Raw genomic sequence first — 16,019 nt, 5'->3', positions numbered from 1 at the left:
AGGCCCCCTGGATCACCGCGATCCCGGGGGCCTTTCGCGTGAGGGTCAGACGGTACGGCGGAGCTGGAAGGTCAGACCGAGGTCGGCGTCCTGATGGCTGGGCAGGTCGGCCGTGCCACCCTCGTTGAAGGAGGCGGCGAGGACCTCCCCGGCCACCGTGTCACCCTGGGTGCGCAGGGCCTCGGTCAGGTCGGCGTCGGAGGTGGACCACCACACGTCGATCCGGTCGGTGATGGACAGGCCGGTGGACTTGCGGGCGTCCTGCAGCAGGCGGATGACGTCGCGGATCAGGCCGGAGCGACGCAGCTCGTCGGTGATGGTCAGGTCGAGGGCGATCGTCTCGCCGGAACCGGTCTCCACCGCCCAGCCGGACTTCGGCTGCTCGGTGACGATCACGTCCTCGGCGGTCAGCTCCACCGTGCCCAGTTCTCCGGCCTCCACCGAGACCGCCGAACCCGAGCGGAGCGCGTGGGCGATCTCCCCGGCGTCGGCCGCGGTGACGGCCGCGGCGACCAGCTTGGTCTGGGAGCCGAACCTCTTGCCCAGCGCCCGGAAGTTGGGCTTGACCGTGAAGGAGACCAGGTCGGACCCGATGCCCGACAGGTCTTCCAGGCCCTGCACGTTCAGCTCGTCGGCGATCAGCTCGCGCAGCTCGGGGGAGAGCGCGGCCCAGCCGCGGGCGCCGACCAGGGCACGCCCGAGCGGCTGGCGGGTCTTGACCCCGCTGGAGGCACGGGCCGAGCGGCCCAGTTCCACCAGGCGGCGGACCAGCGCCATCTGCTCCGACAGCGCCGGGTTCAGCAGCTCCTCGGCCACGGAGGGCCAGGCGGTCAGGTGGACCGAGGAGGGGCTGCCCTCCTCGCGGAGCACGTCCCAGACGTGGTCGGTGACGAACGGCACCACCGGAGCCATCAACCGGGTGACGGTCTCCAGGCTCTCGTACAGCGTGGCGAACGCCGCGGTGTCGCCGGACCAGAACCGGCGGCGGGAGCGCCGCACGTACCAGTTGGACAGGTCGTCGAGGAACTCCGCGAGCCGCCGCCCGGCCCGGGCGGTGTCGTAGTCGTCCAGCGACGCGGTGACCTCGGCCACCGTACGGTGCAGCTCGGCCAGCACCCAGCGGTCGATCAGCGGACGCTCGGCGTGGGAGGGCGCCTCGGAGAGCTGGGCCGGTGACCAGGATTCGGCGTTGGCGTAGAGCGTGAAGAACGACGCGGTGTTCCAGTAGGTCAGCAGGACCTTGCGGACGATCTCCTCCAGGGCGGCGTGCCCGACCCGGCGGGCGGCCCAGGGCGACCCGGCGCAGGCCATGTACCAGCGCAGGGCGTCGGCGCCGTGCTGGTCCATCAGCGGGATCGGCTGCAGCACGTTGCCGAGGTGCTTGCTCATCTTGCGGCCGTCCTCGGCGAGGATCAGGCCGAGACAGAGCACGTTCTCGTAGGGCGACCTGTCGAAGACCAGTGTGCCGACCGCCATCAGCGAGTAGAACCAGCCGCGGGTCTGGTCGGTGGCCTCGCAGATGAACTGGCCGGGGAACGCCTTCTCGAACATGTCCTCGCCCTGGTAGGGCGCGCCCCACTGGGCGAACGGCATCGAGCCCGAGTCGTACCAGGCGTCGATCACGTCCGGCACCCGGTGCGCCTCGGCACCGCAGGTGGGGCAGGGCAGCGTGACGTCGTCCACGTAGGGGCGGTGCGGGTCGAGCGCGGACACGTCCTGGCCCGACAGCCGGCTCAGCTCAGCCAGCGAACCGACGCAGGTGACGTGCGACTCGTCGGCGGAGCAGACCCACAGGGGCAGCGGCGTGCCCCAGTAGCGCGACCGGGACAGCGACCAGTCGACGTTGTTGCGCAGCCACTCGCCGAAGCGGCCCCACTTGATGGTCTCGGGGTACCAGTTGGTCTTCTCGTTCTCGGCGAGCATCTGCTCCTTGACCGCGGTGGTGCGGATGTACCACGCGGGAAGCGCGTAGTAGAGCAGCGCGGTGTGGCAGCGCCAGCAGTGCGGGTAGCTGTGCTCGAAGTGGCCGCCCCGGTAGAGCAGGCCGCGCGCCCTCAGGTCCTCGGTCAGGCCCTCGTCGGCGTCCTTGAAGAACTGCCCGCCGACCTGGGGGAGGCTGTCGAGGAAGCGTCCGTCGGGGCCGATCGGGTTGACCACCGGCAGGCCGTACCGCTTGCAGGTCGTCAGGTCGTCGGCGCCGAAGGCGGGCGCCTGGTGGACCAGGCCGGTGCCGTCCTCGGTGGTGACGTAGTAGCCGAGCACCACGTAGTGCGCGCCGGGGATGTCGACCAGGTCGAAGGGGCGGGAGTAGGTGGTGTGCTCCAGCTCCGCGCCCTGGAAGGTGGCCAGCACCTCGGCACCCTCGCCCAGCGCGGAGGCCAGCAGCGGCTCGGCCACCACGAGCACCTCGTCGGACCCGGCGGGGCGCGCCGCGACATAGGTCACGTCGGGGTGTACGGCCACCGCCGTGTTGGAGACCAGCGTCCACGGCGTGGTGGTCCAGATCAGCAGCGAGGCGCCGAGGTCGGCCAGCGGTCCCGAGGTGGCGGGCATGCGGACGTAGACCGACGGGCTGGTGACGGTCTCGTAGCCGCCCGGCTGGCCAAGCTCGTGGTCGGACAGGCCGGTGCCGCAGCGGGGGCAGTAGGGGGTGATCCGGAAGTCACGGGTGAGGAGATCTTTGTCAAAAATGACTTTGAGCGACCACCAGACGGCCTCGACGTAGGCCGGGTCCATCGTGCGGTAGGCCTGGGACAGGTCGATCCAGTAGCCCATCCGCTCGGTCAGCTCTTCGAAGGCGTCCACGTGCCGCAGCACCGACTCGCGGCACCTGGCGTTGAACTCGGCGATGCCGTACGTCTCGATGTCCTTCTTGCCGGACAGTCCGAGTTCCTTCTCGACGGCGACCTCGACGGGCAGGCCGTGACAGTCCCAGCCCGCCTTGCGGGGCACGTTGTAGCCCTGCATCGACTTGTAGCGGGGGAAGAGGTCCTTGAAGACGCGGGCCTCGACGTGGTGCACGCCGGGCATGCCGTTGGCGGTGGGCGGGCCCTCGTAGAAGACCCAGCTGGGGCCGTCGGAGTTCTGCTCGATCGAGCGCTCGAAGACCTTGCCGTCCCGCCAGCGTTCGAGCACCTCATGTTCGAGCGCGGGCAGGTCGACCTGCGCGGGAAGAGAGCGGAAATAGGCGGACATGACGGTCGGGAACCTCCACGCAGGTGCTGGCAGTGGCGTGGAGGGACGAGACCTTTCGGGTCCCGCGGTACCACCCTCCTTGACCTTCGCGGGGAAGGCCCTCTTCTTTGGGTTTGCTGCCGGTTCTACTGGGCCCTGCGGGCTGTTCTCCCGGCGGCTCAGGGGTGATTTCCCTCCGGGTCTCGCCCCGGGCTCACACCGTCCCCGGGTCGCTCACGCGAGGGGGCGCGGAGGTAGTTGTCCCCATCATCGCCTTGCAAGCTCACACGATAACGCACGAGCTCGCTTGAAGCTTCCCGATATCGATGGGATCTGGGGAATCGAGAGGAAGGGGCCGGATGTTACGGGAGTGGTAAACATCTCGGCGGGTCGTTTGCCGTTCTGTTATAGCAGATCTAAGCTGCCCGCACCGTTTACCACATTGGATACGGTCCGATCGAGCGAGGAGGCCGACATGGCCGCGACTGTACGCGCGGACGAGAGCGCGGTAGCGCCGTCACAGGACGGTCCCGTCGTCACCTGGTCAGCCCAAGAGCTCGCGGAGGTTCGCGAGCGGCTGGCCACGGAGATCGAGGAGCTGAACCACGAGATCAGCAGGGCCGAAATCGAGATCGCGTCGAGCGACGTCACCGATGGCGCGGGGGATGACCAGGCGGACGCCGGAGCCCGGACATATGAACGGGAACGTGAGATCGCCCTTACCCTGAATTCACGCGACCTGGTCGCACAGAACGAGCGGGCGATCGCCCGGATCGACGCGGGAACCTACGGAGTGTGCGAATCGTGCCACAAGCCGATCGGCAAGGAGCGCCTTCAGGCGTTCCCGAGGGCGACGCTGTGCGTGGCCTGCAAGCAGCGGGAGGAGCGTCGCTGACCGGCGACACGGTCGACGGGGCGGTCACGGCCGCCCCGGCCGGAGCGCGGCGGATCGCCGCCCTCGCGACGATCGTACCGATCGTCTACCTCCTCGACCTGATCACCAAGACGATCGTGCTGAAGACCCTTGAGGACAAGGAGCCGTTCGTCGTCATCCCCGGGCTGCTGCAGTTCCGGGTGATCTTCAATTCCGGGGCGGCGTTCAGTCTCGGCACGGGCATGACGATCGTCTTCACCTTCGTCGCGGCCGCCGTGGTGGTCGCCATCCTGCGCACCGCGCGGCACCTGCGTAGCCTGCCGTGGGCCGTCACGCTGGGGCTGATGCTCGGCGGGGCGCTCGGCAACCTGACCGACCGGCTTTTCCGCTGGCCCTCGGGCTTCGGGCGGCCCTCGCCGTTCCAGGGGCATGTCGTCGACTTCATCGAGACCTTCCCCGGGCACTTCCCGGTCTGGAACGTGGCCGACTCGGCGATCGTCTGCGGCGGGATCCTGGCCGTCTTCCTCGCCTGGCGGGGTTACCAGATCGACGGCACGCGTGACACGGGAGGGAAGAAGAACAATGGCTGAGCAGCGAAGCCTCCCGGTTCCCGAGGGCCTGGAGGGCGAGCGCCTCGACGCCGCCCTGTCGCGGCTGTTCGGTTTTTCGCGCACCCGCGCGGCCGAGCTGATCGTCTCCGGCGACGTGCTGGTGGACGGCTCGCCCGCCGCCAAGTCCGACCGGGTCCACGCGGGCGCGTGGCTGGACGTCACCCTGCCGCCGCCGCCCACCGCGCCGATGCCGGTCGCGGAACCGGTCCCCGGCATGAAGATCATTCATGAGGACGACGACATCGTCGTCGTCAACAAGCCCATCGGCGTGGCCGCCCACCCGACCACCGGCTGGACCGGCCCGACCGTCATCGGAGGCCTGCTCGGCACCGGGCACCGGGTCGCGACCAGCGGCGCCGCCGAGCGGCAGGGCATCGTGCACCGCCTGGACGCCAACACCACCGGCGCCATGGTCGTGGCCAAGAGCGAGCACGCCTACTCGCACCTGAAGCGGGCCTTCAAGGAGCGCACGGTCGACAAGCGCTACCACGCGCTGGTCCAGGGCCACCCCGACCCGCTGCGCGGCACCGTCGACGCGCCGATCGACCGTCATCCATCCGGGGACGGCCGGTTCGCGGTCGTGGCCGGGGGCAAGGAGTCCGTCACCCACTACGACACGATCGAGGCGTTCCGCGCGGCGTCGCTGCTGGACATCAAGCTGGAGACCGGCCGGACCCACCAGATCCGGGTTCACATGTCCGCGCTGCGCCACCCGTGCGTCGGAGACATGATGTACGGTGCCGACCCCAAACTGGCCGCGCGCCTGGGCGTGACCCGGCAATGGCTGCACGCGGTCTCCCTGGCCTTCGAGCACCCGGCGACGGGTGAGTGGCTCACTTTCGTCAGTGACTATCCGGACGACCTGGCCCGCGCGCTGAAGCTCGTCGCCAGCGACCTGTAGTGACGCCGTAGGGGTTATCTCCTCGTCCCGGCCCCGCCGGTGGATCCGGCCTTTCCGGCCTTCCCGGCAGTGGATCCGGTCTTCCCGGTCTTCCCGCTGGCGGGTCCGGTCTTCCTGGCCTTCCTGGTCTTCCCGCCGGTGGATCCGGCGTAGGTCCCGCCCGCCAGCGCGCCGGTGTCGGCATCGAGGTCCGTCAGCCCGGAGCCGCCCGGGTCGCCGGGCGACTCCTCGCCCTCCTCCGGCCCCTGCCCCTGGTCGTCCTCGGGGACGCTTCCGGGGTCCTCCTCGGTGTCGTCGCCGGGATCCCGGCCCGGGCCCTTTCCGGAGTCCTTTCCGGAGTCCTTCTCCGGTTTCTCGCCCGGCTCCTTCCGGGGGCCCTTTCCGGAGCCATCCTCCGAGCCGTCCTTCGAGCCCTCCTCCGAGCCGTTCCGTGACGGTCTCTCCGGCGGAGCGGGGTCGGCGGGGTCGCTCTTCCCGGACCGGGCAGGGTCCTTCGGGGCGGAGGGCCCGTATCGGCCGTCCTCGGTCCCGGTCGGCGGGGGATCCTTCACCGAGGGCAACCTCGCCTGCTCCGTCTTCTTCGGCACGTCATCGCCGGAGGGAACGCTCACGGAGGTGTGCGGTCCCGCTGGGCCCCGGGCGGAGGAGTTCAGGGTGACCCAGGCCACCACCCCCGAGGTCAGGACGGCCGCGAGCGCCGTCGCCACCAGGGCCGTCAGGGCCGGGCGTCGCCGTGCTCCGGTGGACGCCATGACGGGCTCCGGGGGCGCTACGGGCGGCGGTACGGCCGCCGCCACCGGCGCGGAGGCCTGGTCCCGGGGTGGAGGAGCCCAGGCCGGGGAGGAGGGGAGCGCGATCGGCATGGTGGGCTGCGGCTCGGTCCCGTTCACGATCGATCGCAAATGAGCCTGCACCTCCTGGGCGGTCATGCGCCGCGCGGGGTCCTTGCGCAGCAGGCCGGAGATCACCGGGGCCAGCGATCCGGCGAGCCTCAGAGCCGGCTCCTCGTGCATGACGGCGCTGAGCGTCGCCAGCGGGTGCGCGCGCTCGAAGGGGGAGCGCCCCTCGACCGCCATGTAGAGCGTCACGCCGAGTGACCACAGATCGGAGGCGAACTCCGCCGGACCGCCGTCCGCCCGTTCCGGGGCGATGAACGCCGGGGTGCCGATGAGGGCGCCGGTCCTGGTCACCGACGAGTCGCCTTCGAGCGTCGCGATGCCGAAATCGGTCAGCACGGCTCGCCCGTCCTTGGCGAGCAGCACGTTGTCGGGCTTGACGTCGCGATGCAGCACGCCCGCCCGGTGCGCGGCGAGCAGCGCCCCGAGCACGTCGAGCCCGATCCGCGCCACCCGCGCCGTCGGCAGCGGCCCGTCCTCCCGGACCACGGCTCCGAGCGTCCGGGAGTCCACGAGTTGCATCACGATCCACGGGCGTCCGCTCTCCTCGATCACGTCGTAGACCGTCGCGACTCCCGGATGCCCGATCCGCCCGGCGGCGCGGGCCTCCCTGAGCGTCCGCACGGTGAAGACCTCGCGTTCGGGGCCGCTCAGGTCAGAGGAGGGGATGATCTCCTTGACCGCCACGTCCCGGCCGAGCACCTCGTCCCGTGCCCGCCAGACCGTGCCCATGCCTCCCCGGCCGATGCGTTCCACCAGCCGGTACCGAGCGCCGATGATCTCCTGAGAATCGCTCATGGGCTGCCGAATACCCAGGATCGCCCAGGACATTCCGTAAACATTACGCAGGCCAGCGCGGTGATCTTCCGCCCCGGCCTCAGCTCAGGACATGGCGCAGGGTTGCCGTGACGACGGCCGCCGTCGCGAGCACCACCAGGAAAGGCGCGCGCAGCAGCAGCGCCACGACGGCCGCCCCCAACCCGGCGGTGCGCGGCAGGTCGAGGTGGAGCGCCTGACCGTGCGCGAAGGTCTGCACCGCGATCAGCGCGGCCAGCAGCGCCACCGGGACCAGTGCGGCGAAGCGCTGCACCTGGGGATGGTCGAGCACCCAGCGCGGGGCCGACAGTCCGGCGAGTTTCAGCGCGTAGCAGCCCAGACAGGTGGCTGTGACGGCCCACCAGATGTTCATCTAGGACTCCTCAGGATCACAGCGAGCACGGCCAGCGCCGCGATCAGCACGGGTACGCCGGGCGGGGTGAACGGGGTCGCGGCCAGCGCGATCGCCGCGCCGCCGCCCGCGACCAGACGCAGGGTGCGGGCCTCGGGGCCGGGTCCTCTGAGCCGGGGCCACAGGATGGCCAGGAACGTCGCCGGGCCCACCGCGTCCAGGCCGAACATCGCCGGATCGGCCACCCAGGAGGTGCCGACCGCGCCGAGCAGGGTGGTGGCGTTCCAGGTCAGGTAGAGGCTCACGAACGTGACGAGGAATCCGGTCCTCGCCGACTCCTCGCCGGGCTGTGCCATGGCCACGGCGGTCGTCTCGTCGATCACTCCGTGGGCCGTCAGGAGCTTGCGCCCGCCCCGGACCCCGAGCAGATCGGACAGGCGCAGGCCGTACAGGCTGTTGCGGGCGCCGAGAAGAAGTGCTCCCGCCGTGCCCGCGATCAGGTTGCCGCCGCCTGCGACGACTCCGACCAAGGCGAACTGCGAGGCTCCGGTGAAGGCGAGCAGGCTCAGCACACAGGCCTGCGCCACGCTCAGTCCCGCGGTGACAGCGGCGGCGCCGAACGCCAGGCCCGCCAGTCCTACGGCGATTCCCACCCCCAGTCCGTCCCTGACTGCTGAGGAACGAATGGTTGTTTTCATAAAAATAGAGGTTATGTCCGGTTTTTGGCGCCGGTCTTGTACGTTCTTGCGCGCTGGTACGCGGCCGGGGGAACGCCCACCACCCGCTTGAAGTGCCTGTTCAGGTGGGATTGGTCGGTGAAGCCCACGTCGGTGGCGACCTGCGCGGGGGGCACGCCGGAGTCGAGCAGCCCGCGGGCCCGCCTGACCCGGAGCGTGTTCAGATAGGCGTGCGGGGGCAGGCCGGTGGCGGCCTTGAACGCCCGGATCAGAGCGAACGGCCTGGCCTGTACGGCGTGCGCCAGATCTTCCAGAGTCGGAGGGGTGACGAGCCGCTCGTGCAGGATCTCCCGCGCGCGCCGTACCGCCTGGCTCTCCCTCGAAGACCGCGCGTCGGCCGGACGGAGGGCGGCGTGATGCCGGAGCAGGGCGGCGAAAGCCGTGCGGGTCAGGGTGGAGGAGGTCAGATCGTCCCCGTGCTCGGCGGCGTCGTGCGCGGCCAGCAGCAGCGCGGTGGCGTGCGGATGCGAGACGACGGCCTCCGGGAAGTACGGCGTGCCGCGCGGGGCCGCCACCTCGGCGGCGATGCCCGCCATGACCTCGATCGACGGGTAGAGCATCCGATAGGCCCACCCCTCGGGCTCACCCGCGTGACCGGTGTGCACGTGCTCGGGGTTGACCAGGACCACGTTCCCCCGGCCCGCGCGGTGCCGGGCGCCCCGGTAGTCGAACTCCTCGATCCCCGACAGGATCACCCCGATCGCATAGCTCTCGTGGACGTGCCGGGTGAACCGGTGGGTGACGTACCTGGCCTTGAGCAGGTCCACCCCGGGCAGTGCCGGATTACGCCAGAAGTGCGCGGCCTCCCGCCCGGTCACGGGCGGAAGCTCTTGGCGAACTCGTCGAATAACTCCGGATCCCACTCGTCGTCCGGGCTCTCCAGGTAAATCGCGTAAGGGCGGCCCGTGGCCGTGCGGAAACCCCGGTCGAGGACGTGCCTGCGGACCCCGTCCTTCAGGTAGGTGAACTCCCAGTCGGCGGCCTCAAGGCGGAGATACGTCCGCGGGGTGATGCGGACGCGGTCGTACTTCGGCCAGATGTTCTTGGCCAGCCCGCCCTTCTCCACCTTCTCCCAGTGCTTGACCGGGTCGGTCTCGGGGTCCTCGGTCGACTCGATCCACAGGAAGGTGTCCGACCCGGGAGCCCGGAACTCCACCCGGTCACGGCCGGAGAACCGCTTGGCGACCCACTCTCCGGGCACCCCGACGCTGAAACCCATCGGATCCTTGTGCAGCCGCCAGCCGTACGGGAGCGTCCGGCTCGGGCGGCCGGACGGGGTGGCGGTCGTGGAGGGCCGGGTGGGAGTGGCCGTCTCGCCGGGGACGGTGGCCGTGGCCGCCGGAGAGCTCGGCGCCGGTTCGCCCTGTCCCTGGAGGCGGCCCTGCCCCTGGAACACGAACCATCCGCCGATCCCGGCCGCCACCACGAGCGCCGGTATCCCGACCGCGAGCGCCACCCGTCGTGCCCGCGGCCCCCGGGTCACGGGCGCGTCGGCGCCGGAGGGCCGCTCCTGCTGCGGCGGCCACGGGCTCGGATACGGCGACTCGCCGAAGTGGGACGGCTGCCCACCGGCCGCGGGCTCGCTCCGGTAGGGGGCCTGTGCCGGGTCACCGGGGTGGGGCGGCTGCTCGCCGTGCTGGGGATGCTGGGGATGCCATGCGCTCGGTGCCGTCCCGGCCATGTACGGCGGCTCCCCGGCGGGCGGAGGCTGGCCGCCGTACGAGGGCCCGCCGCCGTAGGAGGATCCGCCGAGGTATGCCGCGCCGCCCGGATACGACGGCTCGGTGTGGCGGGGGGTGTCGGCCGGGTGTGACGGGGCGGTGTGGCGGGGGGCGTCGGCCGGATGCGAATGCCGGGTGTGGCGGGGGGTGTCGGCCGGGTACGACGGCCGGGTGTGACGGGGGGCTCCGCCCGGATGTGAGGGGGGCGCGACCGGGCCCGCCCCGCCGGAAAGGCTCCGCTGCCCGGAAACCCGGTCCGACGGGTTCTGGCTGGGCGAGGAGGCCTGGCTGAGCAGGGCCTCGGCCTGGTCGGCGGCCATCCGGGCGGCGGGATCCCTGGCCATGAGGCCGAGGATCGCGGTGCTGACAGGGCCGGTGTGAGTCATGGGGCTGGGCTCGCCGTGGAGGATGGCCATCATGGTCGCGGCGGCCGTGGCACGCTCGAACGGCGGGTGGCCCTCCAGCGCCGCGTACAGCGTCGCCCCGAGGGACCACAGGTCCGACTCGGGAGTCGCCACCAGTCCGTGGAGCCGTTCCGGGGGCAGGAACGCCGGGGTGCCGACCACCCCGCCCGTCCGGGTGATCGAGGTCTCCTGCGTCATCGAGGCGATGCCGAAGTCGGTCAGCACCACCCGGCCGTCGTCGGCCAGCAGCACGTTCTCCGGTTTCACGTCACGGTGCAGCACACCGGCCGCGTGCGCCGCGCGCAGCGCGCTCAGCACGTGCAGTCCGACCGAGGCCACCCGTTCGGGCGCCAGCGGGCCCTCCGCGCGGACGACCTCCCCCAGCGAGCGCGACCGGACCAGCTGCATGACGATCCAGGGGCGGCCGTCCTCCTCGACCACGTCGTGGATGATGATCACGGACGGGTGGTCGAGGCGCCCGGCGGTCTTGGCCTCCCGGACGGTCCGCCGGTTCAGCTCCGCGCGCGCGTTCTCGTCGACCCCGCGGTAGCGGACCTCTTTGACCGCCACGACCCGATCGAGAAGCTCGTCGTGGGCGCGCCAGACGACGCCCATCCCGCCTTCGCCGATGGGTTCGAGCAGGCGATACCGGCCCGTCACCTTTCGTTCGGTCATTCTTCTCGCCCCTCCCAAACTCCCGAATCGTAGCCGGTCGGGGCGGTTGTCACTTTTTCGAGGAGAAGCTCTGCGAGAAGCCCTCAAGGAGGTGCAGGTTCTTCTCCCAGTCCTCGGCCAGGGTGTGCCAGTAGATCGCGTATCCGCGGCCGCCCTTGGTGACGAACCCCCGGTCGATCACCCGGGCCTTGCCCGACTTCATCTCCCAGGTGAACTCCCAGTCGGCGGCCTTCTCCATGTAATCGATCTTCTCGATCCGGATCCGCTTGTATCCGGGGAAGCTGCCCCGGCTGGCGCGCTCCTGGTTGTACCAGTCCTTCTTGGGGTCGGGGCCCGCCTTCTCGACGTAGTCGACCATCATGTAGCTCACCGGGTCGTCCGGGCCGCGGAACCGCACCTGCGAGCCGCTCCGCCTCTCCACGTACCAGCCCTTGGGCAGGCCGATCGAGAAGCCGTTGGAGTCCTTGTGCATGTGCCAGCCGTCGGGAAGCTTGGACTCCTCCTTCTTCGTCTCGGTGGGGCTGGGAGTCGCGCTGGGGCTCGGACTGGCACTCGGGGACGGATCCTCCGCGGGCTTCGAGTCCGTCTCGGCAGGCTGGGACGCCTTGCCCGACTTATCCGACTTGGTGGACTTCGCCGAACTGTTCGGGTGCGGTGCCGGCAGGTTGCTCTCCGTCCTGCCGCTGCGTATCCCGAGCCAGCCCGCGACCACCCCGACGATCAGGATCGCGGGCACGATCACCAGCAGGCCGCGCTTCATCGGCGACCAGGACCCCCGCGGGGACGCCGGCGACGTGGGCAGGAAGTCGATCGGAACCGAAGGCGGCGCGGGTGGCCGGCCTTCGGGGGCGGGTTCGTGCCGCTGTGGGGGGACGGCCTCGGCCGCGCGGGCCGGGATGGGCTCCCGCGGGGCGGGCACGGGCTCCGGCCGTGCCTGCGGCGCGGGAGCGGGTTTCGGGGCCGGCTCGCGTCTCACCGGCGGCACGGGCTCCCGCCCCGCCTTGGGAGCGGCCTGGGCGGCGGTCTTGGGAGCAGGCTCGGGGACCGGCTCCTGCCGTACCTCGGATGCGGGCTTCTGCGGTTTCTTCGGCGCGGGAGCGGGAGGCTCCTTCGGGGGCGCCGGTACGGCGGGGCTCAGCTTCGCCCCCGTCGCGGGGAAGTCTTCGGCCTCGTAGCGGATCTCCGGATCGGTCTCGGCCGTCGCCGAGGTGTCCACGACGGGCATGACGGCCGTTTTGGGAGGCTGCTGCCCGGTCTCTCCGGCCGCCCGCTTCTTGCCGCCCCCGGCCACCTCGCGCAGCAGCCGCGCGGCCTCGTCGTAGGACATGCGCCGGGCCGGGTCCTTGCGGAGCAGCCCTTCGAGGACCGGGGCCAGCCGCCCCGCGCGGACCGGAGGCTCCGGCTCGTCGTTCAGCACGGCGTGCATGGTCGGCAGCGCTCCGCCACGGTCGTGCGGCGCCTTGCCCTCCACCGCCGCGTACAGCGTCGCCCCGAGGGACCACAGGTCCGACTCGCGCTGCGCGCTTCCGCCCTTGATCCGCTCCGGTGGGATGAACGCGGGTGTTCCCGCGATCCCGGTCATGGTCAGTGCCGTCTCGGCCTCGAGCGTCGCGATGCCGAAGTCGGTCAGCACCACCCGGCCGTCGTCGGCCAGCAGCACGTTCTCCGGCTTGACGTCGCGGTGCAGCACGCCCTGGGAGTGCGCCGCGCGCAGTGCCTCCAGCACCTGGAGCCCGATCTCCGCCACCTGCTCCGGCGGCAGCGGCCCGTCCTGGCGCAGGACCTTGCCGAGCGACCGTGACTCCACCAGCTGCATGACGATCCAGGGCCGGCCGTCCTCTTCGACCACGTCGTGGACGACCACCACGTTCGGGTGGGTCAGCCGCCCGGCGGCACGCGCCTCGCGCTTGGTGCGCCGGTTGAAGTTCTCCTGGTTGTCCTCGCCGAGCGTGTCCGCGTAGCGGACCTCCTTGATGGCGACCTCGCGGTCGAGGAGTTCGTCGTGGGCCCGCCAGACGATTCCCATGCCACCCCGGCCGATGGGTTCAAGCAGGTGGTAGCGGGAGGCAACGCGACGCCCCTCAGGTTGTGCTTCGGCCATCAACCGCACCTACCCCTTTCTCAAACCCCCGAATAATCTCACAGGCCGAGCGGGGTGATCGACCCCGGCGAATCCCAGCCGTCCACGATCTGAGACAACCCAGTCCAGCAGGTGGCGGGTGGTCTGGGGATGGCCTATCGTTGATCCCATGACTTGCTACTTCGCGTTTATCGAGCCGGCTTCGGGGAGCCGGTCGTGACAGCGTGACCTGGTAGCGACCATCCGAAGCCGGCTCAAGGCAGAGACATCGTCTCTGCCTTTTTTGTTTCTTACGGATTCGCCGGCTCAGGCCGGCCGAGCATGGGAGCTGAGATGTCGTTGACCGCACATCTGGAGCGCGGGGCCGTACGGATGGGGACGCTCACGATCGGTGTCGGGCCGGTCGCGGTGATCGGCGGTCCGGGCGCCGACGCGCGCTGGGTCAGCCTTCGTGACCATCACGGGCGGGTGCCCGCGGCCGCGGCCGTGGCGGCGGTTCGCGCCGAGTGGGCGGGGCCGATCCTGGTCGAGCCGTTCTCGGCGGGCGACCTGCCGGAGATCGCCGCGAACGCCGACGGCGTGGTGATCGGCGCGGCGTGGATGCAGGACTTCCAGCTGGTCCGCGCGGTCGCCCGCCTCGGCCTTCCCGTGGTCGTCCAGCGCGGCCCGGCCGCGACTCTGGAGGAGTGGCTGGCCATCGCCGACTACTGCGTGGCCGAGGGCAACGACCGGGTCGTGCTCTGCGAGAGCGGCAGCCGTACGCACCTGACCGGCACCACCCTCGACCTGGCGTTGATGCGCGCGGCCCGGGAGAAGTCCGGCCGTCCCGTTCTCGTGGATCTCGGCGAGGACCCCGCCCTGGCCGCCGCCGCGGTCGCCGCGGGAGCCGACGGCCTGCTCCTGACCCCCGGCTCCACCGGGCAGGCCGTTCACGCGGCCCAGGAGGCCGCCAGGATCGTCGGGGCGGTCACCCGCTCCGAGACGCCCGGCTCGGTCCTCGCCGCCCGCGGCGCCATCGACCGCGTCGACGCCGCCCTCGCGGTCCTCCTGGAGCGCCGTGCCGAACTCGCCGGCACCATCCAGCGCCTCAAGCCCGTCGGCGGCTTCGCCGGACGCGACATGGACCGCGAGCGCCGCCTGGTCGCCGAGATGGCCCGCCGCGCCCCCACCCTGGGCGAGGTACGGCTGGCACCCATCATGAACGCCGTCATCGAGGCGGGACTGCACCTCGCCGAGGAGCGCAAGGCGAACGGCCGGCCCTGACCCGGCGCGTGGCGGGCCTGGGACCGCACCCGGCGGCCTCTTCCCCCCGCCACGGTCACCAGGCCGCTCCGGCCGGTCCGGGTGCTGGAGGGCGCCCGCGGCGAAGCCGTACGCACTATTGGTCGAGGTGCACCCTGTGGTGGTGTACGGGGTCGACGAGCCGCCAGCCGACGGCGATCGCGACGACCAGGAGCGGGATGCAGAAGAAGGCGATGCGCTGGTCGGGGTCGGCGAATGGCATGAGCAGCACCACCAGCGCGAGAAAGCCCAGGGTGAGCCAGTTGGTGTACGGCGAGCCGGGCATCCGGAAGGAGGGGCGTTCGAGCAGGCCCAGATTGGCGGCCCGGCGCAGCCGGATCTGGCAGAAGACCAGGGTGCCCCAGGTGGTGATCACGCCGAGGGAGGCGATCGCGGTGGCGATGTTGAAGGCGCGCTCCGGGACGTAGTAGTACAGGATCACTCCGGCGATCAGCACGCTCGCCGTGATGAGGATGCCGCCGTAGGGGACGTGGCGGGAGTTGAGCCGTCCGGCGATGGCGGGAGCCTCGCCCTTCAACGCCATGGCGCGCAGGATGCGCCCGGTGGAGTACAGGCCGGAGTTGCAGGACGACATGGCGGCGGTGATCACGATCAGGTTCATGGCGTCGGCGGCCCAGGGGATCCCGAGCGCGGCGAAGACCGTCACGAACGGAGACTGGTCGGGGCCGTAGGCGGTCCACGGCAGGACCAGGGTCAGGAGCAGGATCGAACCGACGTAGAAGATCGCGATTCGCCAGACCACGCCGTTGATGGCCCGGGGCAGGACCTTCCTGGGGTTCTTCGTCTCCCCGGCGGCGATGCCGACCAGCTCGATCGAGGCGTAGGCGAAGATCACCGACTGGAGGCTCATCAGCACCACCGGGAACCCGTTGGGGAAGAAGCCGCCGTGGGCGGTGAGATTCGCCACCCCCGCGGGGGCCCCGTCGATCTTCGCCGAGAGGAGCACCAGCGTCAGCCCGGTCACCAGGAACGCGCAGATGGCCAGGACCTTGAGCATGGCGAACCAGAACTCCAGCTCGCCGAAGAGCCTCACCGACAGCAGGTTGACGGACAGCACGAACACCAGCGCGATGAGCGCCGTGACCCATCTGGGGAACTGCGGGGCCCACAGGCTCACGTAGATGGAGATCGCCGTCAGCTCGGCGATGCCGGTGAAGGCCCAGTTGACCCAGTACATCCAGCCGCTGGTGAAGGCGGCCCACGGGCCGATGAAGTCGGCGGCGTACTCTACGAATGAGCCCGAGGTGGGTTTGTAGAGCACCAGCTCGCCGAGGGCCCGCATGACGAAGAACGCCGCGAGCCCGGCGGCCGCGTACGACAGCACCAATGCCGGACCGGACGCCTGGAGCCGCCCGCCGGACCCCAGGAACAGGCCCACCCCGATCGCGCCGCCGATTGCGATCATCTGTACCTGGCGATTGCCGAGAACGTGGCTGTAGCCCTCGTCGGTCTTCACTGGTCCCCCCGTATGCCCAG

General features: G+C 70.9%; 12 protein-coding genes. 4 read left to right on the top strand and 8 right to left on the bottom strand.

Translation table 11 applies throughout. The features are described from left to right. Positions 1 to 45: 45 nt before the first annotated feature. Complete coding sequence (gene ileS / locus ACFY2X_RS01170; protein WP_389930689.1) at positions 46 to 3,195, bottom strand: isoleucine--tRNA ligase; 3,150 nt, start codon at positions 3,193 to 3,195, stop codon at positions 46 to 48. A gap of 454 nt (positions 3,196 to 3,649) precedes the next feature. Between ileS and ACFY2X_RS01165 the strand changes: the two genes are divergently transcribed. From ACFY2X_RS01165 to ACFY2X_RS01155, 3 genes are read left to right on the top strand one after another with little or no spacing between them, the layout of a single operon-like run. Continuing rightward, entirely contained in the window at positions 3,650 to 4,069 is a 420-nt protein-coding gene (locus ACFY2X_RS01165) for a TraR/DksA family transcriptional regulator (protein WP_389930684.1), read from the top strand. Next, on the top strand, positions 4,033 to 4,638 hold the full coding sequence (lspA, locus tag ACFY2X_RS01160) for a signal peptidase II (RefSeq protein ID WP_389930680.1): 606 nt from the start codon (positions 4,033 to 4,035) through the stop codon (positions 4,636 to 4,638). Before ACFY2X_RS01165 ends, lspA begins: the two co-directional genes overlap by 37 nt. Further along, positions 4,631 to 5,560, top strand: a complete 930-nt coding sequence (locus tag ACFY2X_RS01155) for an RluA family pseudouridine synthase (protein WP_389930676.1) — start codon at positions 4,631 to 4,633, stop codon at positions 5,558 to 5,560. Before lspA ends, ACFY2X_RS01155 begins: the two co-directional genes overlap by 8 nt. 14 nt (positions 5,561 to 5,574) lie before the next feature. On the opposite strand, the gene ACFY2X_RS01150 is transcribed toward ACFY2X_RS01155, so the two are convergent. From ACFY2X_RS01150 to ACFY2X_RS01125, 6 genes are all read right to left on the bottom strand, one after another. Beyond that, positions 5,575 to 7,254, bottom strand: coding sequence for a protein kinase (locus ACFY2X_RS01150; protein ID WP_389930671.1), 1,680 nt, complete (start codon positions 7,252 to 7,254; stop codon positions 5,575 to 5,577). Between the two features lie 79 nt (positions 7,255 to 7,333). Next, positions 7,334 to 7,645 carry an AzlD domain-containing protein gene (locus ACFY2X_RS01145; RefSeq protein ID WP_389930668.1) on the bottom strand — a complete coding sequence of 104 codons (312 nt, stop codon included), beginning with the start codon at positions 7,643 to 7,645 and terminating at the stop codon, positions 7,334 to 7,336. Further along, positions 7,642 to 8,322, bottom strand: coding sequence for an AzlC family ABC transporter permease (locus tag ACFY2X_RS01140; protein WP_389930663.1), 681 nt, complete (start codon positions 8,320 to 8,322; stop codon positions 7,642 to 7,644). The genes ACFY2X_RS01145 and ACFY2X_RS01140 overlap by 4 nt, the downstream gene beginning before the upstream one ends. Positions 8,323 to 8,333: 11 nt before the next feature. Next, complete coding sequence (locus ACFY2X_RS01135) at positions 8,334 to 9,179, bottom strand: AraC family ligand binding domain-containing protein (RefSeq protein ID WP_389930658.1); 846 nt, start codon at positions 9,177 to 9,179, stop codon at positions 8,334 to 8,336. Continuing rightward, a complete protein-coding gene (locus ACFY2X_RS01130) occupies positions 9,176 to 11,161 on the bottom strand; it encodes a protein kinase (protein WP_389930653.1) in 1,986 nt (661 codons plus the stop codon). Before ACFY2X_RS01130 ends, ACFY2X_RS01135 begins: the two co-directional genes overlap by 4 nt. 49 nt (positions 11,162 to 11,210) lie before the next feature. Further along, entirely contained in the window at positions 11,211 to 13,262 is a 2,052-nt protein-coding gene (locus ACFY2X_RS01125) for a protein kinase (protein ID WP_389930648.1), read from the bottom strand. Positions 13,263 to 13,574: 312 nt separating this feature from the next. Between ACFY2X_RS01125 and ACFY2X_RS01120 the strand changes: the two genes are divergently transcribed. Beyond that, complete coding sequence (locus tag ACFY2X_RS01120) at positions 13,575 to 14,504, top strand: chorismate mutase (RefSeq protein WP_389930643.1); 930 nt, start codon at positions 13,575 to 13,577, stop codon at positions 14,502 to 14,504. A 115-nt stretch (positions 14,505 to 14,619) separates the two neighbouring features. On the opposite strand, the gene ACFY2X_RS01115 is transcribed toward ACFY2X_RS01120, so the two are convergent. Continuing rightward, the gene (locus ACFY2X_RS01115; RefSeq protein ID WP_389930639.1) at positions 14,620 to 15,999 is read right to left on the bottom strand and encodes an amino acid permease; all 1,380 of its coding nucleotides are present in this window, start codon (positions 15,997 to 15,999) and stop codon (positions 14,620 to 14,622) included. Positions 16,000 to 16,019 lie beyond the last annotated feature (20 nt).

Origin of the sequence: Streptosporangium sp. NPDC000396 (assembly GCF_042898655.1) — a bacterium.
In the GTDB taxonomy this organism is placed as follows: Bacteria; Actinomycetota; Actinomycetes; order Streptosporangiales; family Streptosporangiaceae; genus Streptosporangium.
This window is presented reverse-complemented; position numbering and strand designations above follow the sequence as displayed.